19 protein-coding genes, 8 tRNA genes and 1 rRNA gene are annotated in these 19,529 nt (G+C 60.6%); 24 read left to right on the top strand and 4 right to left on the bottom strand.

The window, feature by feature from the left end; all coding sequences use genetic code 11:
* From KJS47_RS17405 to KJS47_RS17365, 9 genes are all read left to right on the top strand, one after another.
* Window positions 1-88, top strand: a 23S ribosomal RNA gene (locus KJS47_RS17405); the annotation flags it as partial.
* A gap of 112 nt (window positions 89-200) precedes the next feature.
* Window positions 201-291, top strand: a tRNA-Ser gene (locus tag KJS47_RS17400).
* Window positions 292-308: 17 nt separating this feature from the next.
* A tRNA-Met gene (locus KJS47_RS17395) sits at window positions 309-382 on the top strand.
* Window positions 383-447: 65 nt separating this feature from the next.
* Window positions 448-523: transfer RNA gene (locus KJS47_RS17390), tRNA-Val, on the top strand.
* A gap of 5 nt (window positions 524-528) precedes the next feature.
* A tRNA-Thr gene (locus tag KJS47_RS17385) sits at window positions 529-604 on the top strand.
* Window positions 605-619: 15 nt separating this feature from the next.
* A tRNA-Asp gene (locus tag KJS47_RS17380) sits at window positions 620-696 on the top strand.
* Between the two features lie 40 nt (window positions 697-736).
* Window positions 737-812, top strand: a tRNA-Phe gene (locus tag KJS47_RS17375).
* Window positions 813-833: 21 nt separating this feature from the next.
* A tRNA-Tyr gene (locus KJS47_RS17370) sits at window positions 834-919 on the top strand.
* A gap of 9 nt (window positions 920-928) precedes the next feature.
* Window positions 929-1,004: transfer RNA gene (locus KJS47_RS17365), tRNA-Lys, on the top strand.
* Between the two features lie 78 nt (window positions 1,005-1,082).
* Here KJS47_RS17365 and KJS47_RS17360 read toward each other — a convergent pair.
* The 4 genes from KJS47_RS17360 to KJS47_RS17345 are packed head-to-tail and all read right to left on the bottom strand — an operon-like array spanning window position 1,083 to window position 5,081.
* Window positions 1,083-2,675, bottom strand: coding sequence for a GMC family oxidoreductase (locus tag KJS47_RS17360; protein ID WP_213526317.1), 1,593 nt, complete (start codon window positions 2,673-2,675; stop codon window positions 1,083-1,085).
* Window positions 2,672-3,268, bottom strand: coding sequence for a gluconate 2-dehydrogenase subunit 3 family protein (locus KJS47_RS17355; protein WP_213526316.1), 597 nt, complete (start codon window positions 3,266-3,268; stop codon window positions 2,672-2,674). The genes KJS47_RS17360 and KJS47_RS17355 overlap by 4 nt, the downstream gene beginning before the upstream one ends.
* Before the next feature lie 5 nt (window positions 3,269-3,273).
* Window positions 3,274-3,669 carry a hypothetical protein gene (locus tag KJS47_RS17350; protein WP_213526315.1) on the bottom strand — a complete coding sequence of 132 codons (396 nt, stop codon included), beginning with the start codon at window positions 3,667-3,669 and terminating at the stop codon, window positions 3,274-3,276.
* A 47-nt stretch (window positions 3,670-3,716) separates the two neighbouring features.
* Window positions 3,717-5,081 carry a nickel-dependent lactate racemase family protein gene (locus tag KJS47_RS17345; protein WP_213526314.1) on the bottom strand — a complete coding sequence of 455 codons (1,365 nt, stop codon included), beginning with the start codon at window positions 5,079-5,081 and terminating at the stop codon, window positions 3,717-3,719.
* A gap of 143 nt (window positions 5,082-5,224) precedes the next feature.
* Here KJS47_RS17345 and KJS47_RS17340 point away from each other — a divergent pair, with 143 nt between their 5' ends.
* The 15 genes from KJS47_RS17340 (at window position 5,225) to KJS47_RS17270 (ending at window position 19,525) form a co-directional block, all read left to right on the top strand.
* A complete protein-coding gene (locus KJS47_RS17340; protein ID WP_213526313.1) occupies window positions 5,225-6,172 on the top strand; it encodes an MraY family glycosyltransferase in 948 nt (315 codons plus the stop codon).
* 106 nt (window positions 6,173-6,278) lie between these two features.
* Complete coding sequence (locus KJS47_RS17335) at window positions 6,279-7,373, top strand: PucR family transcriptional regulator (protein ID WP_213526312.1); 1,095 nt, start codon at window positions 6,279-6,281, stop codon at window positions 7,371-7,373.
* 99 nt (window positions 7,374-7,472) lie between these two features.
* On the top strand, window positions 7,473-8,594 hold the full coding sequence (locus KJS47_RS17330; RefSeq protein ID WP_213526311.1) for an ABC transporter ATP-binding protein: 1,122 nt from the start codon (window positions 7,473-7,475) through the stop codon (window positions 8,592-8,594).
* A gap of 338 nt (window positions 8,595-8,932) precedes the next feature.
* Window positions 8,933-9,871: an HPr(Ser) kinase/phosphatase gene (hprK, locus tag KJS47_RS17325; RefSeq protein ID WP_213526310.1), complete on the top strand. Its 939-nt coding sequence runs from the start codon at window positions 8,933-8,935 to the stop codon at window positions 9,869-9,871.
* 38 nt (window positions 9,872-9,909) lie between these two features.
* On the top strand, window positions 9,910-10,869 hold the full coding sequence (gene lgt, locus KJS47_RS17320) for a prolipoprotein diacylglyceryl transferase (RefSeq protein ID WP_213526309.1): 960 nt from the start codon (window positions 9,910-9,912) through the stop codon (window positions 10,867-10,869).
* Window positions 10,870-10,903: 34 nt separating this feature from the next.
* Window positions 10,904-11,557, top strand: a complete 654-nt coding sequence (gene ppaX, locus KJS47_RS17315; RefSeq protein ID WP_213526308.1) for a pyrophosphatase PpaX — start codon at window positions 10,904-10,906, stop codon at window positions 11,555-11,557.
* Window positions 11,554-12,063, top strand: a complete 510-nt coding sequence (locus KJS47_RS17310; protein ID WP_213526307.1) for an acyltransferase — start codon at window positions 11,554-11,556, stop codon at window positions 12,061-12,063. The genes ppaX and KJS47_RS17310 overlap by 4 nt, the downstream gene beginning before the upstream one ends.
* Window positions 12,064-12,414: 351 nt before the next feature.
* The gene (locus KJS47_RS17305; RefSeq protein ID WP_213526354.1) at window positions 12,415-13,611 is read left to right on the top strand and encodes an ATP phosphoribosyltransferase regulatory subunit; all 1,197 of its coding nucleotides are present in this window, start codon (window positions 12,415-12,417) and stop codon (window positions 13,609-13,611) included.
* Between the two features lie 20 nt (window positions 13,612-13,631).
* Window positions 13,632-14,264, top strand: coding sequence for an ATP phosphoribosyltransferase (gene hisG / locus KJS47_RS17300; RefSeq protein ID WP_213526306.1), 633 nt, complete (start codon window positions 13,632-13,634; stop codon window positions 14,262-14,264).
* Window positions 14,265-14,276: 12 nt separating this feature from the next.
* On the top strand, window positions 14,277-15,563 hold the full coding sequence (hisD, locus tag KJS47_RS17295) for a histidinol dehydrogenase (protein WP_213526305.1): 1,287 nt from the start codon (window positions 14,277-14,279) through the stop codon (window positions 15,561-15,563).
* Entirely contained in the window at window positions 15,560-16,162 is a 603-nt protein-coding gene (hisB, locus tag KJS47_RS17290) for an imidazoleglycerol-phosphate dehydratase HisB (protein ID WP_213526304.1), read from the top strand. Before hisD ends, hisB begins: the two co-directional genes overlap by 4 nt.
* Window positions 16,163-16,165: 3 nt before the next feature.
* Window positions 16,166-16,783: an imidazole glycerol phosphate synthase subunit HisH gene (gene hisH, locus KJS47_RS17285; RefSeq protein WP_213526303.1), complete on the top strand. Its 618-nt coding sequence runs from the start codon at window positions 16,166-16,168 to the stop codon at window positions 16,781-16,783.
* Between the two features lie 18 nt (window positions 16,784-16,801).
* A complete protein-coding gene (gene hisF / locus KJS47_RS17280) occupies window positions 16,802-17,560 on the top strand; it encodes an imidazole glycerol phosphate synthase subunit HisF (protein ID WP_213526302.1) in 759 nt (252 codons plus the stop codon).
* On the top strand, window positions 17,557-18,279 hold the full coding sequence (gene hisIE / locus KJS47_RS17275) for a bifunctional phosphoribosyl-AMP cyclohydrolase/phosphoribosyl-ATP diphosphatase HisIE (RefSeq protein ID WP_213526301.1): 723 nt from the start codon (window positions 17,557-17,559) through the stop codon (window positions 18,277-18,279). Before hisF ends, hisIE begins: the two co-directional genes overlap by 4 nt.
* A 295-nt stretch (window positions 18,280-18,574) precedes the next feature.
* Window positions 18,575-19,525 carry a ribose-phosphate diphosphokinase gene (locus KJS47_RS17270; RefSeq protein ID WP_213526300.1) on the top strand — a complete coding sequence of 317 codons (951 nt, stop codon included), beginning with the start codon at window positions 18,575-18,577 and terminating at the stop codon, window positions 19,523-19,525.
* Window positions 19,526-19,529 lie beyond the last annotated feature (4 nt).

Here is a 19,529-nt window from a genome sequence, read left to right as displayed (position 1 = left end):
CTTGAAGACGACGAGGTAGATAGGTTCGGGGTGGAAGCGCAGCAATGCGTGCAGCTGACGAATACTAATCGGTCGAGGGCTTATCCTAAAACACCCCACCAAGTGAAGATGATGCTGACGAAGCAGAATCCGAATACTTGCCGGGGGCCCCAACTAAAGAATGAACAAAACTTCGCATCTAGTTTTCAAGGAATAATCTTGGAGAGATACCCAAGTGGCTCAAGGGGACCCTCTGCTAAGGGGTTAGACTGCGTAAGCGGTGCGAGGGTTCGAATCCCTCTCTCTCCGCCAGTTATTATTCCTGTTAAGGCGGTGTAGCTCAGCTGGCTAGAGCGTACGGTTCATACCCGTGAGGTCGGGGGTTCGATCCCCTCCGCCGCTACTTAACAACCTTAACATCTTGTTCCTACATAGAAGATGTGGTAAGATTGCTAATAATTGCAACAAGGACGCTTAGCTCAGCTGGGAGAGCATCTGCCTTACAAGCAGAGGGTCGGCGGTTCGATCCCGTCAGCGTCCACCACTTATGCCGTTGTAGCTCAATTGGTAGAGCAACTGACTTGTAATCAGTAGGTTGGGGGTTCAAGTCCTCTCGACGGCACCAGTTTTACCTAGGCGCGGAGCCGTGGTGTAGAGGCCTAACATGCCTGCCTGTCACGCAGGAGACCGCGGGTTCGAATCCCGTCGGCTCCGCCACTTTCTTTTTTTTTGCCCAAGCCCCGTCTTGGTGATATGCGGCTCGGTAGCTCAGTCGGTAGAGCAGAGGACTGAAAATCCTCGTGTCGGCGGTTCGATTCCGTCCCGAGCCACCATTAACCGAATAGGTTGATCCTGGAGGATTAGCGAAGTGGCCAAACGCAGCAGACTGTAAATCTGTTCTCTTACGAGTTCGGTGGTTCGAATCCATCATCCTCCACCATTTTTGCAAGAGCCATTAGCTCAGTTGGTAGAGCACCTGACTTTTAATCAGGGTGTCGAAGGTTCGAGTCCTTCATGGCTCACCATTCCCTTCAAATGCATACATACACACGAAAGAGGCCGTTCGGCCTCTTTTTTGCGTTGGTTCCGATTAGGTCGAACCGTTAGACGGTCAGCGGAGTGCCGGCCTCCCGGCGCTTGGCTCTCTCTACGAGGTGGTCGGCAGTGCGCAGCGCCAGAGCCATAACCGTATTGGTCGGGTTTGCTCCGCTCGAGGTGACGAACAGACTGGCGTCGCAGATATAGAGGTTCGGGATCTCGTGCGTCTGCCCGAACGAATTGGTCACCGAGTTGGACGGGTTGGTGCCCATCCGGCAGCCGCCCATCAGGTGCGCTGTGTCGGGCACGACGTATTCGGGAGTCCCTCCGGCCGCCCGGAGGATGGCCTTCATCGAGTCGACGGCATGCCGGATTAGCTTCTGGTCGTTGTCCCCGTAGCTGAAGGTCACTTTGGCGCGCGGCAGGCCGAGGGCGTCCTTTTCGTCCGACAGGGTCACCCGATTCGTTTCTTGAGACAGCACCTCGCCGACCATGGTGATCCGCCCGTAAAAGTTGTAATCGAGCGCGGCTTCCCGGAGCCGACGCCCCCACACCGGTCCTCCGAGGGAGCCGGCAATTCCCTTGGTGAAGCTGAGAGGCCGGGCACCATGAGCATGCAGCGAATAACCGCGGGCGAACCCGCGCCCCGGATCAGAGGCATAATAATGCTGCGTCGTTGCAAGCACCGGCGTTCCTTTGTACAGCCGGATCTCCTCCAGGAACCGGGCGTACACATCGTGGCTGCTGTGGGGCATGATCCCCTTGCCCACCCATCCGCTGCCGTTGGCCAGCCCGTTGGGAAACTGGTTGTTGGCCGAGTTCAGCAGGAGACGGGGCGTCTCGACGACAAAGGCGCTGAGAATGACGAGCTTGGCCCGCTGCCGGTAGGTCTGGCCGTTATGAACGAAGGCGACGCCCTTGGCGCGCCCGTCCCGGCCCATCAGAATCTCTGTCACCATGCAATCAGGCAGTACCTCGGCCCCCGCCTTCACCGCCTTGGGGATATGAACGATGAGGGTGCTGAACTTCGCATTCGGCATACAGCCCTGGTTGCAAAAGCCCCGGTTGATGCAGGGCGGCCGCCCTTCGAACGGGGCGGAGAGGATCGCGAGGGGAGCCACGGCGCTCGGAATGCCCAGCTGCTCGCACCCCTGCCGGAACATGTAGGCATTGGGGCTAAGCGGATCGCGCTCCGGGTACGGATACGGTCCGTGAAAGCTCCCCCACGGAAAATGCCGAGGCCCCGAAACGGCAAGCTCCTTTTCGTTCCGGTCGTAATAGGGGGCCAAATCCTCATACGTGATCGGCCAATCCTCCCCTACGCCGTCCAGCGTCTTGGTCCGAAAATCGGACTCGTGGAAGCGAAGGAACACGCCCGTGAAATGGGTGGTGCCGCCGCCAAGCCCCCGGCCCGAATTGTTATGTCCCATCTGCAGCGGATTCTGCCCGTCCACAATCCGGGTCTCTTCCCAGCCGAGGCTCTGCATGGCCAGCTCGTCGCTGGCAAAATCCCGCTGCGGATCCCGCGAAGGGCCGGCATCGAGGAGAACGACCCGCATCCCCGCTTCGCTCAGCTCCTTGGCCAGCACGCCTCCCGCCGCTCCGGCTCCTACGATGACGGCATCGACTTCTTCGTTGCCAAATTTGCGCTGTATCATGGCTGCTGCTTCGCCTCCCATGGATCAAGATGGCCGATATCCGCCCGGACGTAGCCGCGCGGGTACGCCGGTCCTCCATACCCGATTTCCGACCAGACGGCGGGATGGGAATAGTAAGACTCCAGCGTGAGCATCAGCAGTTTTTGAAAGAGCTCCTTCTGCGGCACCGCCGTCCACAGCCCTTGAGCAGGCAATCGGCCCTCGGCCAGCTCGGTCAATAGCTGGCGGCGGCCCGCCTCGGTCAGCTGGTGGAACGGAAGCTGAAACCGGTCCATAGCGCTCTGGTCGAGAGCCTGGAGGCCTTTGCGGACGAGCAGGGCTTCCTTGGGCACCCCCGCCTTGCGCTGGCCTTCTCCTTTGGCCTCGGTCATCTTGGAGTCAAAGTGCCGAAGTACCTCAGCGATGATCTCCGTCCGGGAATCGTCGACCAGCAGAGAGCAGACGGCCCGCAGTGTTTCGATCTCCGGCCAGCCGAAGTAGGAATAGTCCTCGACCGGGACCAGTCGGTTCTCGACGATTTGTCTCGTATGGACATCCCATTCGTCTTTACTGTTCATAACGTTGTAGTCGGGATAGATGGTTTGCTTTTGCATCCGCCTCACCCCTTATATACGGCCAGCAGGCCGAGCACGCACAGGGCCGTATAGACCAGCGGCATGATGATCGGAGGACCGATTAGGAAGTTCCGGGCTTCATAGCCCCCTACCCGGATGCCCACGCCCCTGAAATGGTAATAGAACCCGACGAGCCCCGACAGGACGCCCAGCGCCATCAAAATGGCGAACAGGCTCTGCAGCCAGCCGACCCTCACCATCGCCAGGATGACTCCGCACAGGAAAAATAGCGGCGATGACAGCACAGGTCCCCACATCGCCTTGTGATGGAAATTTTGCCGGTAATGGGACATCGTCACCTGGATGCCGACCAATAGGAAAGCCAGGCCGACAAACAGCACCACCGACCGTTGAAGCGACCAATCCGTCCAGTTATCCAACAGACTTCCCTTCTTTCCTTATGTAGACTTGATTGCAAAACCCCTCGTCACCGTGGACCATGCCAAGGAGAGGCCTTCTCCTCGGTGAACGTGATCGAGGCAAAGGGCAAGATGCCCGCCTCGCCTGAAAACGACGCAACCAATCGGTCGATCGTCTCCTGCAGCGACGCCACGGGGCGGCAGCCGATCAGCTCGGCGATGGAGGCGGGCAGCGAGGAACACAGATAGACCGGATGCTTCGCGAGTATGCGGTCGAGCTGTTCCCACTTGTGGGCGCCGAGCACGAAGGTGCCGCGGAGCTTCTCCAATGCCGCCTGCCGGTCCCCGCCGGCCTCCATCCAAGCCTGAAAGACGTTGTTGCCGTACAGCTCCCCGCATTCAGCCGCGAGCAGGATGGGGGCCCCGGGCTTGGTGAAGGCGGCGGCATTCTGCAGCGATTTGATCGCCTGGTACAGCTGCAGATCCTTGGGATGGCCCCCTGCCGAGGCGATGGTGAGATCGAAGGCGGCAGCCGGGACGAAGAACAGCTCCCGCGCCTTCTCCACGCCCCGCCTGTGGGCGGCGGTCACGTCACCCGCGAAGGCGGCCAGCAGCCGTTTTCGGGGATCGGCGACGGTATTGAACAGGAAGTGGACGGGCAGAAACGAAAGCATCTCCTCGATGTCCCGGCGTACGTCTCCGTCCAACGTTCCCGGCGAGGTCGGGTTCGCCATCGACAAGGAATGGTTCGCTTCAATACTCGGAACCGAAGCCACCCCGGGAAACAGCGCCTTGGCGCCCCCGGACATGCCGGCGAGCCGGTGCGGCTCGATGTTGCCGGTGGCGATCCGGAGATCCGCTTCTGCGACGAGCCGGTTAATCTCCACAGGCGTCCCTCTGCGCGTGACGCCGAGCCGGACGCAGTCGGCCGGGTTTGAGGAATGGTTCAACACCCGGACCCGCCGGTAAGCGCCGGGTCCAGCCAATTGCTCGAGCTCCGACTCGGTCTGTCGTCGGTGGGCCCCCAGCGCCACGACCACGCGGATCCGGCTGTCGGGAATCCCTCCAGCGTTGAGCTCGTCCAGCAGCGCCTCTAGGAAGAGGTAGCTGGGACAGAGACGAGACAGATCGCTGATGAGGATGACTGCGTTTTGCCGTCCCTGGGCGACTTCCCGGAGAGGCGGGGAGCCGATCGGGCTTGCCAGTGCCTCGGCGATGAGCCGGGACGCCGCCGGCCGCTCTGCGTTCGATTCCTCCGCAGCCGAGGTCCCACCCCTCTCCGCAGGCATGCCCTCGTCTGCCTCAACTGCCGGGCCTCTGTCCCTCTCCGCAGACATCCAATCGTCCCAAGCATGTCCTGCGACGACTGTGGGCCGGAGGCCATCCGGCAGGCGGAACGTAAGCTCCTTCCGCCCATAGGGCAAGCGATACATGTCGGTTCCCTCCTTTCCAGTCCTACAAAGTATTTCCTCCGAATCCGCCGATCATCCAAGAAGGCTCCGCCGGAGTAGAGCACCTTACCCGCGGGTATGCTAGAACCGACAAAAACGGCTCGAAGGGGAAGGGGGATGGAGCAATGACGCTGGGATGGCCGCTTGCCGCTAGCTTCCTTGCGGTGCTGGTGCTGGTGCCGATTATCCGGAAGGCGGCCCTTCGGCTCCGCTTCGTAGACCTGCCCACCAAGCGCAAAGCCCATCAGGCGCCGGTCCCGCTTATGGGGGGCCTCGCCATTTACCTCGGCTTCATGGCGGTGCTGTTCGCCAGGGAAGGCTGGACGTCCTTCACCGCCGCACTGGCTACCGGCGGAACGCTCCTGCTGCTGACGGGCCTCTTGGACGATTATTACAAATCGAAGGGCAGGGAATTCCCGGTCTGGCCCCGGCTACTCGTTTATCTCATCGCTTCGACGGTCCCCCTTTGGTATGGCATCGGCATCGAAGGCATCACGAACCCTTACGGGCAGGGCATGCTCTTTTTCCCCGTCTGGCTCGTCTGGCTGTCGACGGCAGCGTGGGTGTTCGGCATTACGAATATGATCAATTTCATCGACGGGGTGGACGGCCTCGCGGCGGGCATCACGGCGATCTCCTCCATCACGCTCATGATTATCTCGCTGTGGAAGGACCAGCCCGATTCGGCTGTTGTTGCGGCCATCCTGGCAGGGGCTTGTCTCGCGTTCCTGCTGTACAACTTCCATCCCGCCAAAATCTTCATGGGAGACGCCGGCGCCATCTTCCTCGGCTACACACTCGCCTTGGTCGCGATTCACGGCGCGTTCAAAAGCGCGACCTTCCTCTCCGTTCTCGTCCCGCTGCTGGCACTGGGCGTTCCTATCATGGACACGGTCATCGTCTTTGCCCGCCGCTTCAAGGAACATAAGGGCCTGCACCGGGCGGACAAGCTTCATACCCACCATGCCCTGATGAAATGGGGCCTAACTCAAACCCAGACTGTCTCCTTCCTCTATCTGATCGGGGCGCTGTTCTCTCTGCTGTCGCTGCTCGTACTGCTCGTCAACCGGTAAGCCGGACAGGCTTTTCATTACCGCCCGACATCGGTATGATGGTAAAAGAGACCTGGAGACGAATAACTACCTGTGGATTGGGAGTAGACGCCTTATGAATTGGGAGATGGCAAGAACACGCCTGGAGCCCGTGCTGGAGGCAAGAATCCGGCCGGCCGCCATGGCGATCGAAGAGTGGAACATCGCCGCCCAGGACATCCTCACCGGAGAGATGAGCAAGAGCGTGGCAAGCGAGAAGGAAACGTTGTTCTTTCTCGAGGCGGACGAGGAGACGGCCGTCCTGCTGGCTGTTGAGAAATCGCTTGCAAAAGGCGAGAGAGATCTGGTCGAGCTGCTGCTAGAAACGTGGAAAAGCGAGTCTGCCCCATCGGAGGCGGAGAAGGCCGCAGCGCCGGTCGACAGCTGGCTGCTGCTGCGCAATTGGCTGCTGGACCGGATCGAGCAGGGGGAGCCGTACCCGAGCATGCCGGAGACCTATTGCGATCTGGGAGACTTCGGGACCGCGAGCATTCCGTTCCTGATTCAGGGAGACTTCGCCGACCCGGGCGGCGTCGGAGCCTCTGAGCTCGGGAAGCTGCTCGATTCGTTCTTCGAGACGAAGACGGTCGTCATTCCGCTGGGCGAGAGAGAATGGGTGCTGCTGGGCTCGAGCGAGCTGCTCGAGGCGAGCGAAGCCGAGGATGGAGAATCGGGGGAGCATGAGAGCATAGAGGAGACGCTTGTTTCGATCGGTTCGGGCCTGCTTGAGATGCTTGACAATGAATGGGTGGGAGAATGCCATCTAGCGGTCCACATGCCGATCGTACCGGCCGAGAGTCTGGTGCAGGCCATCCTGACGATGCGCGAGGCGGTTGAGCTGGGCAAGGCCTACCATCCGGGGGAGAATGTCCACTTTCCGTGGCAGCTCCAGCTGGAAAGGCTGTTCTTCGAGATTCCGCCAGGCGCCAAGACGGGGTTCGTCAAGCACGTTTTCAAGGAAGCCCACTCGCTGGACGGCGACATGATTGCGGCGCTGGAGACGTTCTTTGCCCAGAACTGCAGCGTCAGCGATACCGCAAAGCGGCTGTATATTCACCGCAATACGTTGCTGTACCGGCTGGACAAGTTCAAGCAGGAAACCGGCCTCGACGTCAGGACGTTCCACGACGCCGTGCTCGTCAAGATTGCACTCTTGTTGTATAAAGTGACGAAAAGAGCGTAATTTTTTTGTATGGTTTGTGCATAGTCACAAACGGCAGCATTGCGCTAAGATTAGGTCATATCATTATACCAAGAGCACTTTCTTAGGAGGAATGAGGACATGGCAGGCGTTCGTTTGAACCATATCGTGAAGACCTATCCCGGAAACAGTGAGGCTACCGTTAAAGACTTCCACCTTGATATTAAAGATAAAGAATTCATCGTACTCGTAGGCGGGTCCGGCTGCGGGAAATCTACTACGCTGCGGATGATCGCCGGGCTGGAAGAAATTACGGAAGGCGAACTCTACATCGGCGACCGTCTCGTGAACGACGTCGCTCCGAAGGACCGCGACATCGCGATGGTGTTCCAGTCTTACGCCCTCTATCCTCATATGAACGTATACCAGAACATGGCCTTCGGCCTTAAGCTTCGCAAATTCAAGAAGGCGGACATCGACGCTCGCGTACGCGCTGCCGCCAAAATTCTCGATATCGAGCACCTGCTCGACCGTAAGCCGAAAGCTCTCTCCGGCGGTCAGCGCCAGCGTGTCGCCCTCGGCCGTGCGATCGTCCGCGAACCGCAAGTGTTCCTGATGGACGAACCGCTCTCCAACCTGGACGCCAAGCTGCGCGTAACGATGCGTGCGGAGATCAGCAAGCTGCACAAGCGCCTCGGCACCACGATCATCTACGTAACGCACGACCAGACGGAAGCTATGACGATGGGTCAGCGGATCGTAGTTATGGAGCAGGGCGTCATCCAGCAAGCGGCTACTCCGGAAGAGATCTACAACCATCCGGTTAACATGTTCGTAGCCGGCTTCATCGGATCGCCGTCGATGAACTTCATCAACGGCAACCTGTCGGAAGAAGGCGGAGACGTCGTCTTCAAAGCAAACGGCGTTAGCGTAGCGGTAACAGCTGCCAAAGCGGCTGTTCTGAAGGAAAAAGGCTACATCGGCAAGGAAGTCGTATTCGGCATTCGTCCGGAAGACATCCACGAAGAGCCGGTCTTCCTGGAAGCTTCGCCGAAGTCGGTTGTCAATGCCAACATCGACGTAGCGGAGAACCTCGGCCACGAGATGAACCTGTACATCACAGGCCTGGGCAAGGACACCGTTATCGCTCGCGTAAACGGCCGCGCCGGCGTGAAAGAAGGCTCCACCGTTCAACTGGCGTTCGACATGAACCGCGCGCATTTCTTCGATAAAGACACCACCCTTTCGATCATCTCCAAATAAGATCGAACGGATCAGCAGGCCGGCGTAAAGCCGGCCTTTTTGCTGGGCAAAAACAGGAATAGGCTCCATAGAGGCGGCTGATAAGCCCGCCAGCCTGCTGCGAGGCGAGCGAGGAGCCAGCTCCCGATAGGGAGGTAGCCGAACGCGGTTCCGTCCAGCCGGGAAGACGCGGACCTGTTCATCCGGGGGATTGAGCCGGTAATGATCGGCAGAACTTGGTCGGAGCGGCGGGCCGCCGGTAGCCCATCGATAGAGGAGACTCACTTGCCCTGCCAGTTGCGCTCACGCCGCACTTTAATATACGATAGGTCTATTGGAAGGATAAGGAGTGGACTATTGTGCCGAAAAAAATTAAGGTCGCGGACCTGGTACGGCATTTTCATATGGAAGTCGTCTGCGGAGAAGAAGGGCTGAAGCGCATCATCACGGTGTCGGACATGTACCGGCCGGGTCTAGAGATGGCTGGCTACTTCACCTACCATCCGCACGAGCGGGTGCAGATTCTCGGCAAGACCGAGCTAGCGTTCTACCAGACGCTGCCCGAGGAGGAGCGCTGGGACCGCATGTACCGACTCTGCTCGGAAGAAACGCCGTGCGTCTGCGTCTCGCGGGGACTGGCGGTGCCGGACGAGCTGATCAAGGCGGCGACCGAGCGTCAGACGCCGGTGCTGCGGAGCAAGCTGAAGACGACGGCGCTCATCAGCAAGCTGACCGACCTGCTCGAGAACAAGCTGGCGCCGTCGACGACGATCCACGGCGTTCTGGTCGACGTGTACGGAGTCGGTGTGCTGATTACCGGCGGCAGCGGCATCGGCAAGAGCGAGACGGCGCTTGAGCTCGTCAAGCGGGGACATCGCCTCATAGCGGACGATGCGGTCGAGATCCGCCAGACGGCGGAGAATATCCTCATTGGCAACGCGCCAGAGCTGATCCGTCACCTGCTTGAGATCCGCGGGGTCGGCATCATTAACGTGATGACGCTGTTCGGAGCCGGGGCCGTGCGCAACGACACGAAGATCTCGCTCGTGGCGAAGCTCGAGACCTGGCAGCAGGAGAAGCAGTATGACCGGCTGGGGCTCGACGAGGAGACGACGAAAATTATCGACACCAACGTCCCGCTCGTGACGATACCGGTCCGTCCGGGCCGTAACCTCGCGATCATCCTCGAGGTAGCGGCAATGAACTACCGGTTGAAGCGAATGGGCTACAATGCGGCGCATGAATTCACGAATCGGTTGACCGAGACGATGAACGCCGATATGGACAATCTTGATTAACTCCCGCCCGAAGCGGGATCGAAAGGAGCTAGTGCGGCATGCCGCTTGAAAATCCCATTGCCTTTTCTATCGGGCCGATCGATGTCCGCTGGTACGGCATCATTCTTGGTCTCGGTGCGCTGCTAGGGCTCCTGCTGGCGATTCGGGAGGGCAAACGGTTCGGCATGGTGCCGGACTTTTTCCTCGACCTGCTGCTGATCGGGGTGCCGTCGGCGATCATCGGCGCCCGCATCTATTATGTCGCCTTCAAGTGGGACGACTACAAGGACAATTTGCTTGAGGTGTTCGCCATCTGGCATGGCGGCATCGCCATCTATGGCGCACTGATCGGCGCGATCATCGCCGCCTATTTCTATTGCCGGCGCAAAGGCTATACCTTCCTGCGCATTGCGGACATTTGCGCCCCCGGTCTCATCACCGGCCAGCTGATCGGCCGCTGGGGGAACTTCGTCAACCAGGAGGCGCACGGAGGCCCCGTAGAGGAGAGCTTCCTCCGGAATACGCTTCATCTTCCGGATTTTATCGTGACGCGCATGAACATCGACGGCGTCTTCTACCACCCGACCTTCCTGTACGAATCGCTGTGGAACGTCGTGGGTTTGCTGCTTTTGCTTTGGTTGCGTCGGAGACCGTTTCTGCGCAGCGGCGAGCTGTTCGCGAGCTATTTCATCTGGTATTCGATCGGCCGGTTCTTCATTGAAGGACTGCGGACGGACAGCCTCGCCTTCAACGGCCCTGCGTGGCTCGCCGCGCTGATGGACGGCCTCTGGTCGCCGATGCTGCTTGTGTTCGAGCCCGGAAGCATGGCGTACGGCAACGTCAGAATCTCGCAGCTGCTCGGCGTGCTGATTATCCTGGCGGCGATCGGCTGGATCGTCTACCGTAGAGTCAAAGGCCTCGCGGAGGTACGGTATTCCGACCCGATCGTGTCCAGCAAGCAGACGACGGGCGCATCCAGCGACGCAGACCGGGCGGATAGTGCCCGGACGGCGGAATAACGGGCTCTCGCCCTATAGAGAAGGAGAGGATCGGATGATTCGCACCCTATTGTTTGACCTAGACGGAACGCTCATCGATACGAACGAGCTGATCATCGCCACTTTCCTGCATGTGCTGGAGGGCAAGACGGCGGAGCCGTTCACACGAGATCATATCATTCCGAATATGGGCCTGCCTCTCATGGAGCAGCTGCTCATGTTCACCGGACGGACCGAGGTCGAAGATCTCGTCCAAGCATACCGGGAATACAACGTGCGGATGCACGACGAGCTGGTCCGGGAATTTCCCCATGTCCGGGAGGTCGTCGCGGCTCTTCACGAGCAGGGAATCCGGATGGGCGTCGTCACGAACAAAATCAGCCGGACGGCCCAGATGGGCCTGAAGGTGGCGGGGCTTGAGAATTACATGGACGTCATTGTGGCCGAGGACGACGTGATGAACGGCAAGCCGGACCCCGAAGGCATCCTCAAGGCGATCGAAGCGCTGGGAGCCGAGCCGGAGACGACCGTCATGGTCGGGGACAGCCAGTACGATCTCCAGGCGGCCAAGCGGGCGGGCGTCCGGTCGGCGGGCGTCGCCTGGTCGTCCAAGGGAGAGGAATTCCTCCGGCAGTTCGAGCCGGACTTCCTGTTGACGGACATGCGGGATTTGTACGAGATTATCGGCACCGAGAGGGACGCCCGGTGAGAGAGGTTGACCGGTATCCGACCGAAGGGCCGAACGCTCTTTGGCAAATTTACCGTACGGTGAGCAAATGGAAGGCGGTCCGCAACTTCATGTTCATCCAGCTGTCGCGGTACACGCCCTCCTTGCCCCTCAAAAACTGGATCTACCGTCGAGTGCTCGGCATGAAGGTCGGCAAGCACACGTCGTTCGCGCTTATGGTGATGGTGGACGTGTTCTTTCCGGAAAAGATCGAGGTCGGCGACAACACGATCATTGGCTACAACAGCACCATCCTGGCCCACGAGTACCTGATCAAGGAATACCGGCTGGGCAAGGTCGTCATCGGCTCGAACGTCATGATCGGCGCGAATACGACCATTCTGCCGGGCGTGACGATCGGTGACAACGCCGTTGTCGGAGCCGGATCGGTCGTACACAAGAGCGTGCCGGCCGGAGCGTTCGTCGCCGGCAATCCGCTGCGGACGATCCGCGAAGGCATAGGCGGCCAGGAGGATGGGAGCGAATAACCGGGCAGAGCGGCGGGCGAAGCAGGGCGGCCCAAAGAATAGACAGCAGGGCAAAGGCCGGGAACCCGGAACCGCGGAAGACAAGCGGCCGGAGCCGGTTTTTTTGTGCCCGCGGCACGGTGAAAGAGAGAGCGTGCGGGCCGGGACGACGCCCTTTTGGGAGCTATCCGGCGATTGACGAAAAGGACCGTTCCGTGGTATAGTTACCTTTAATTTGTTAGCATGGTAGCATATTATCGTACTAAAGCGAACCTTGCTGCGATTCGTTTTTTACTTAGTTTCATGAGCGGGGTTCCTTTCCCGATCCACATAGCACTTATCTCGAAAGTCATTAGAAAAAGGGGGATCATGATGTCCAAACCGAAGGTGTTCGAAAAACCGACCGGTGTCAAGGATTACCTCCCGGAGGCAGTCTCCTTGCTGCGCGGCATCGAATTCCGCGTGCTCGACTGCATGAGCCGCTGGGGGTACCGACAAATCATAACGCCTACGATCGAGTTCTACGATACGGTAGGCGTCGCCAGCTCGACGAAGGAGCGCAAGCTGTTCAAGCTGCTCGATCAGAACGGCCGCACGCTGGTGCTTCGCTCGGACATGACGGCGCCGATCGCGCGCGTCGTCGCGTCGCTTCTCAAGGAGGAGCCCTACCCGCTGCGCCTGTGCTACCACTCCAACGTGTTCCGGGCTTTCGAGCAGGAGGGCGGACGGGAATCGGAATTTTTCCAGACGGGCCTGGAGCTCGTGGGAGATGGCTCGCCGGAGGCCGATGCCGAGGTCATCGCGCTCGCTGTCGCTTCGCTGCAGGCCGCAGGCGTCAAGACGTTCAAGCTGGCGCTTGGGCATGTCGGTTTCCTGAACGGGCTGTTCCGCGAGAACCTGCCGGGGCGGGAAGACGAGCAGCAGCTGCTGAAGGAATTTCTGCTGAAGCGCGACCACGTCGGCTATAAGCAGGGACTGCGCAGCCTGGAGCTTGACGACAAGGTACGCGCCGGGCTTGAGGGCATCCTGCGTCTGCGCGGCGGCGAGGAGATCTGCCGGCAGGCGCATGCCGCTACGTCCGACACTGTCGCCCAGGAGGCTCTCGCGCATCTGTGTGAGGTGTGGGAGGTGCTCAAGGCTTACGGCGTGAGCGAGCATGTCCTGATCGACCTGACGATGATCGGGGACTTCTCCTACTACACCGGCATGACGTTCGAAGGCTACTCCGCGGACCTCGGCTTCCCGGTCGTCAGCGGTGGCCGGTACGACAACCTGCTGGCCCAGTTCGAGCGTCCCGCGCCGGCCACCGGTTTCTCGCTGAAGACGAACCGCATTCTCGAGATCGTCTCCAAGGAGGCCGAGCGGGCCGGGCGGCGGACGATGATCGTGTATACCGGAAGCCGGAGAGCGGAGGCATTCGCCAAAGCCGCCGAGCTGCGGGCGGAGGCCGGACGCAGCGTCGAGACGAAGCGTCTCGCGGACGGAGAGCCGGCTGTGCCGGAGCGCACACCGGACGGCATGTATCTCTATGATGGCCGCCTCTATGGAGAATGGCTGAGCTTTGACTAACGCGGAAGGAGGCGGAAGCGATGCAAGAACTGTTGAGAGTGGCGATGCCCAAGGGGCGCATCAACCAATCGGCGATCCGGGTGCTGCAGGACGCGGGCTATCCAATCCCGGACGATCTTGAGTCGACCCGGAAGCTGATCATCACCGTCCCGGAAGCGGGGATGGAATTCATCCTGGTGAAGCCCGTCGACGTGGCCACCTATGTGGAGTATGGCGTGGTCGATCTCGGCATTGCCGGCAAGGACGTGCTGATGGAAGAGAACCGCGACGTCTACGAGCTGCTTGACCTGAAGATCGCCAAGTGCCGGATGTCGGTGATCGGCCTGCCGGGCCGCGAGCCGGCGATCAATCCGAAGGTGGCGACCAAATATCCGGTCGTGGCCTCGCAGTATTTTCGCGAGCGGGGACAGCAAGTCGACATCATCAAGCTGAACGGCTCGATCGAGCTGGCGCCGCTGATCGGCCTGGCCGACTGGATTGTCGATATGGTAGAGACGGGGCAGACGCTGCGGGAGAACGGGCTGGTGGAGTTGGAGCAGATCTTCGGCATTACGAGCCGGCTTATCGCCAACCGCGTCAGCTATCGGATGAAGAACGAAGCGATTCAGCAGGTGTGCGACCGGCTGCAGGCGGTTGTCGCGCGAAGCGAGTAAGGGGGAACAAGCATGAACATCATGCCGGCCAGCGCATTCTCGATCAAGCGGGAAGCGGATTACGGTACGGAGGAGCAGAACCGGGCGGTGCAGGACATCATCGGCCAGGTGCGCCGGGAGGGCGACGCCGCGCTGCTGCGGCTGACCGAGCAGCACGACAAGGTGAGCCTGAGCGAGCTGCGCGTCCGCCCGGAGACAATCGCGGACGCCTATAACCACGTGGATGCCGCCTTCTTGGAGGCGCTGCGGGAAGCAGCGGCGAATATCCGCGCTTTCCATGAAAAGCAAAAGCGCAACTCATGGTTCGACGCCCAGCCGGACGGCACCGTGCTCGGCCAGGTGATCCGGCCGCTGCGGCGCGTCGGCCTATACGTGCCGGGCGGCAAAGCCGCCTACCCTTCGTCCGTCCTGATGAACGCAATTCCCGCGTTCGTGGCGGGCGTCCCGGAGGTGGCGATGGTGACGCCGCCGGCGACCGCCGGCGAGCCGGGCATCAACCCGTATATTCTGGTGGCCGCCGCCGAATGCGGCATCACCGAGATCTACGGAGTAGGCGGCGCCCAGGCGGTTGCGGCGCTCGCTTACGGGACGGAATCGATTCGTCCCGTCGACAAGATCGTCGGCCCGGGTAACATCTACGTCGCGCTTGCGAAGCGCTACGTGTTCGGCGCCGTCGACATTGACAGCATCGCCGGACCGAGCGAAATCGTCGTGCTCGCCGACGATTCGGCCGATCCCGCCTACGTGGCGGCCGATCTGCTGTCGCAGGCCGAGCACGACGAGATGGCGTCGGCGGTGCTCGTCACGCCGTCGGCCAGCCTCGCGGAGCGGGTGCGCGAGGAAGTGGACCGGCAGCTGGCCGTTCTGCCGCGGCGCGCGATCGCCGAGCAGGCGCTGCACGATTACGGCGCGATTCTGACGGTGGCCGATCTGGACGAAGGCATCGCCATCGTCAACCGGCTCGCGCCGGAGCATCTCGAGCTGCTCGTGGAGGAGCCGTTCGGGCTCGTCGGACGGATCGAGAACGCGGGCGCGATGTTCCTCGGCCCGTACAGCTCCGAGCCCGTCGGTGATTATTTTGCCGGGCCGAACCATATTCTGCCGACGAACGGAACGGCGCGCTTTTCTTCGCCGCTCAATCTGGACGACTTCGTCAAGAAGTCGAGCCTCATCTCGTACAGCCGGGAAGCGCTGCTTGCCAACGGGCGCAAAATCATTACGCTAGCCGAGCACGAAGGGCTGCAGGGCCATGCCCGCGCCATCCAGGTTCGGCTCGACAAGGAGGAGAAGCGGTCATGACCGAGCAAAGCAAGCCGCGCGCGGCGGAAGTCAAACGGAAGACAAACGAAACGGACATTCAGCTCGCCTTTACACTGGACGGCACGGGCCAGTCCAGCATCGAGACGGATGTGCCGTTTCTGAACCATATGCTCGACCTGTTCACGCAGCACGGCCAATTCGATCTGCAGGTGAAAGCGAACGGTGACGTGGACATCGACGATCACCACACGACCGAGGATATCGGCATCTGCCTCGGGCAGACCATCCGCGAGGCGCTCGGCGACAAGCGGGGGATCAAGCGGTACGCGAGCGTCTTCGTACCGATGGACGAGGCGCTGGCGCAGGTCGTCATCGACGTCAGCAACCGTCCGCACTTCGAATACCGCGCGGAGTATCCGTCCGCTCAAGTGGGAAGCTTCACGACGGAGCTCGTGGAAGAGTTCCTCTGGAAGCTTGCGCTTGAAGCGCGCATCACGCTCCATGTCATCGTCCATTACGGACGTAATACGCACCATATGATCGAAGCCGTGTTCAAGGCGCTCGGGCGGGCGCTCGACGAGGCGACCTCAATCGATCCGCGCGTGCAGGGAGTCCCTTCGACCAAAGGGGTGCTGTAAACGATGATCGCGATTATCGATTACGGCATGGGCAACCTGCACAGCGTGAGCAAAGCGGTCGAGCGGCTCGGCTGGGAGGCGGAGGTGACAAGCGATCCGGCCCACATTCTCGGGGCGGACGGCGTCATCCTCCCCGGTGTAGGCGCCTTCGGCGACGCGATGCGCGAGTTAAGCGAGTCGGGACTCGCCGATGTCGTCCGGCAGGCGGCCGCCTCCGGCAAGCCGCTGCTCGGCATCTGCCTCGGCATGCAGCTGCTCTTCGGCGAGAGCGAGGAGCACGGGCAGCATGAGGGGCTCGGCATTCTGCCGGGGCGGGCCATGCGGTTCGCAGGCGAGTACAAGGTGCCGCATATGGGCTGGAACCGTCTCGCGTTCCGCCAGGACAGCCCGCTTTTCGAGGGACTGGAGGAAGGCTACGTCTACTTCGTCCATTCCTACCATGTGAAGCCGGACGACGAGAGCGTGCTGCTCGCCGTTACGGACTATTACCAGCCGGTGACGGCGATCGTCGGGCGGGGCCGCGTGTTCGGCATGCAGTTCCACCCGGAGAAGAGCGGGGACGTTGGCATGCGGCTGCTGGCCAACTTTTTGTCGCTGTGCGGAACCAAGCCGCAGGCATAGGAAACGGAGGGGCGCAGGATGCTGGCCAAACGTATCATTCCGTGTCTGGACGTCAAGGACGGACGCGTTGTCAAAGGGGTAAATTTCGTCAATCTGCGCGACGCCGGGGACCCGGTGGAGCTTGCGGCGCTGTACGACCGCGAGGGAGCCGACGAGCTCGTCTTCCTCGACATCTCCGCCTCGGTGGAGGGTCGCGCGACAATGATCGAGGTCGTCCGGCAAACGGCCGGCGAGATTACGATCCCGTTCACGGTCGGAGGGGGCATCTCGAGCGTGGACGACATGAAGCGGCTGCTGCGTGCAGGCGCCGACAAGATCGGCATCAACACCGCCGCCGTCCGCGAGCCGAACCTCGTGCTCGACGGAGCCCGCAAGTTCGGGTCTCAATGCATCGTTGTGGCGATTGACGCCAAGTATAACGAAGCTTGGGGCGAGTGGGAGGTTTACACGCACGGCGGCCGCCGGGAGACCGGCATCCGCGCGCTGGAGTGGGCGAAGCGGGCCGAGGAACTGGGCGCGGGCGAGCTTCTGCTGACCAGCATGGACGCCGACGGTACCAAGGACGGCTTCGACCTTAAGCTGACCGCCGCCGTCTCCGACGCTGTCGGCATTCCGGTCATCGCGTCGGGAGGCGCGGGGACGCCGGAACATTTCTACGACGTTTTCACCGCCGGCAAGGCCGACGCGGGCCTCGCGGCGACGATCTTCCATTACAAGGAGCTGTCTATCGCCGAGGTCAAAGGCTATTTGAAAGAGAAAGGGGTAGACATCCGATGACAGATTCTGCTAATACAGCTGCTTCTACGAATCCGGCTGCGGTGGGCGAGATCATCCGCTGGGACGGAAGCGGTCTCGTGCCTGCCATCGTGCAGGATGCGGCCAGCAAGGATGTCCTCATGATGGCGTATATGAACCGCGAAGCGTTCCGGCTCACCGTGGAGTCCGGGGAGGCATGGTTCTGGAGCCGGTCCCGCGCCGAACTGTGGCACAAGGGGGCGACCTCGGGCAACGTGCTCCGCGTCGTCTCGCTGCAGTACGACTGCGACGCCGACACGCTGCTCCTCAAAGTTCACCCGGCCGGTCCGGCTTGCCATACCGGCAAAGCCAGCTGCTTCTTCGGCGAGGTGGCGCTGCCGGGCCGCGACAGCACGCAGGCGCAAGCCGCTTCCGGCGTCGGGGAGGACCGTTTCGCCATCCTTTCGCAGCTGGAGTCGGTCGTGGCCCAGCGCGACATGGAGCGTCCGGAAGGAGCCTACACGACGTATCTGTTTGAGAAGGGCCTCGACAAGATTCTGAAGAAGATCGGCGAGGAAGCGACCGAGGTCATCATCGGGGCGAAGAACAACGACTCGGCCGAGCTCCGCTGCGAAGCGAGCGACCTGATCTTCCACCTGATGGTGCTGCTCCGGCAGCAAAAGGTGCCGCTGGACGACGTGCTGCGGGAGCTGGAACGCCGCCACGTCAGCAAGCAGTCCGCACCGAACAAGCAGGACTAGCCGTCCCGGGGACGGCTGCGAAGTCCGCCCGCGTTCTCTCCCATGAGGCCGCAGGCGGACTTCTTTGGCGTGTGAGGAACCGGACTCCCTAACCGCTTCCACCGATGGGGGAAATTGGACGGCCTTTGCCAACAAATGTTCACGGGTAGCCGTTCACAAAGCTTTCGTAAATGCATTCGGTAGAGGTATAATAGAAATGTTGCTTTACGATAAATAAAAGAGAATAAGAGAGAAAGAACCGGTTACCGGTCAAAGCAGGTGAGGCGTGCCTGCCATTTATGCTCAGGAGGGTATCATGTACAGCAATCATTTAAAGATTTTCTCGGGATCGTCCAATCCCAAACTGGCGGAAAAGATCTCCAAGGAACTGAACCAACCTCTTGGAAAGGTAAAGCTGTCCCGTTTCAAGAGCGGCGAGCATTACTGCTGCTACGAGGAATCGATCCGCAACTGCGACGTGTTCATTGTCCAGACGTTCTCGCACCCGATCAACGAGCATTTCGTTGAGCTGCTGGTTATGATGGATGCGGCCAAGCGGGCATCGGCAAGGACGATCAACCTGGTTATTCCGTATTACGGGTATTCCCGCCAGGAGAGAAAAGCGGCACCGCGCGAACCCATCTCGGCCAAAATGCTGGCGGATGTGCTGACGACCGCGGGCGCCGACCGCGTGATTACACTTGATCTGCATGCCCCGGCTATTCAGGGCTTCTTCAATATTCCGGTCGACCATTTGACCGCTCTCGATCTGATCAGCGACTATATGCGCTCGAAGAACATCGAGAACCCGGTCGTCGTCTCCCCGGACGTAGGCCGCGCCGCCGTATCCGAGAATTTGGCGAATATCCTGAACGCTCCGTTCGCCATGATGATCAAAAAACGTCCTGAGCATAACAAAGCGGTTATTACCCACGTTATCGGCGATGTCGAAGGCAAAACGCCGATTATTATAGAAGACCTCATCGACACGGGTACGACCATCGTCAACGTGGTCGAGGGCCTCAAGGAGCGCGGCGCGAACGACGTGTTCATCTGCGCAACACACCCGGTCTTCTCCGGGCCCGCGATCGAACGTCTCGACCATCCGAACATCAGGGAAGTCGTCATTACCGACTCCATTGCGCTGCCGGACGGTCATTCCAATCGCTTCCATGTTCTCTCCGTAGCCCCGCTCTTGTCCAATGCAATCCGCATTATTACGGCAGGCGGCTCCATCAGCTCGCTGTTCAAAAACGGCGGCGTATAAACCA

It is taken from the genome of Paenibacillus sp. J31TS4 (assembly GCF_018403265.1).
Classification (GTDB): domain Bacteria; phylum Bacillota; class Bacilli; order Paenibacillales; family NBRC-103111; genus J31TS4.
The sequence above is the reverse complement of the archived record's forward strand: the minus strand, read 5'-3'. Positions and strand labels throughout refer to the sequence as shown.

Coding starts and splice junctions, on each gene's coding strand:
- KJS47_RS17360 (WP_213526317.1), bottom strand. CDS start 2,675: ATGATACAGCGCAAATTTGGCAACGAAGAAGTCGATGCCGTCATCGTA.
- KJS47_RS17305 (WP_213526354.1), top strand. CDS start 12,415: ATGTCCAAACCGAAGGTGTTCGAAAAACCGACCGGTGTCAAGGATTAC.
- hisD (WP_213526305.1), top strand. CDS start 14,277: ATGAACATCATGCCGGCCAGCGCATTCTCGATCAAGCGGGAAGCGGAT.
- hisB (WP_213526304.1), top strand. CDS start 15,560: ATGACCGAGCAAAGCAAGCCGCGCGCGGCGGAAGTCAAACGGAAGACA.
- KJS47_RS17355 (WP_213526316.1), bottom strand. CDS start 3,268: ATGCAAAAGCAAACCATCTATCCCGACTACAACGTTATGAACAGTAAA.
- hisG (WP_213526306.1), top strand. CDS start 13,632: ATGCAAGAACTGTTGAGAGTGGCGATGCCCAAGGGGCGCATCAACCAA.
- KJS47_RS17340 (WP_213526313.1), top strand. CDS start 5,225: ATGACGCTGGGATGGCCGCTTGCCGCTAGCTTCCTTGCGGTGCTGGTG.
- KJS47_RS17345 (WP_213526314.1), bottom strand. CDS start 5,081: ATGTATCGCTTGCCCTATGGGCGGAAGGAGCTTACGTTCCGCCTGCCG.
- ppaX (WP_213526308.1), top strand. CDS start 10,904: ATGATTCGCACCCTATTGTTTGACCTAGACGGAACGCTCATCGATACG.
- hisF (WP_213526302.1), top strand. CDS start 16,802: ATGCTGGCCAAACGTATCATTCCGTGTCTGGACGTCAAGGACGGACGC.
- lgt (WP_213526309.1), top strand. CDS start 9,910: ATGCCGCTTGAAAATCCCATTGCCTTTTCTATCGGGCCGATCGATGTC.
- hisH (WP_213526303.1), top strand. CDS start 16,166: ATGATCGCGATTATCGATTACGGCATGGGCAACCTGCACAGCGTGAGC.
- KJS47_RS17270 (WP_213526300.1), top strand. CDS start 18,575: ATGTACAGCAATCATTTAAAGATTTTCTCGGGATCGTCCAATCCCAAA.
- KJS47_RS17330 (WP_213526311.1), top strand. CDS start 7,473: ATGGCAGGCGTTCGTTTGAACCATATCGTGAAGACCTATCCCGGAAAC.
- KJS47_RS17335 (WP_213526312.1), top strand. CDS start 6,279: ATGGCAAGAACACGCCTGGAGCCCGTGCTGGAGGCAAGAATCCGGCCG.
- hisIE (WP_213526301.1), top strand. CDS start 17,557: ATGACAGATTCTGCTAATACAGCTGCTTCTACGAATCCGGCTGCGGTG.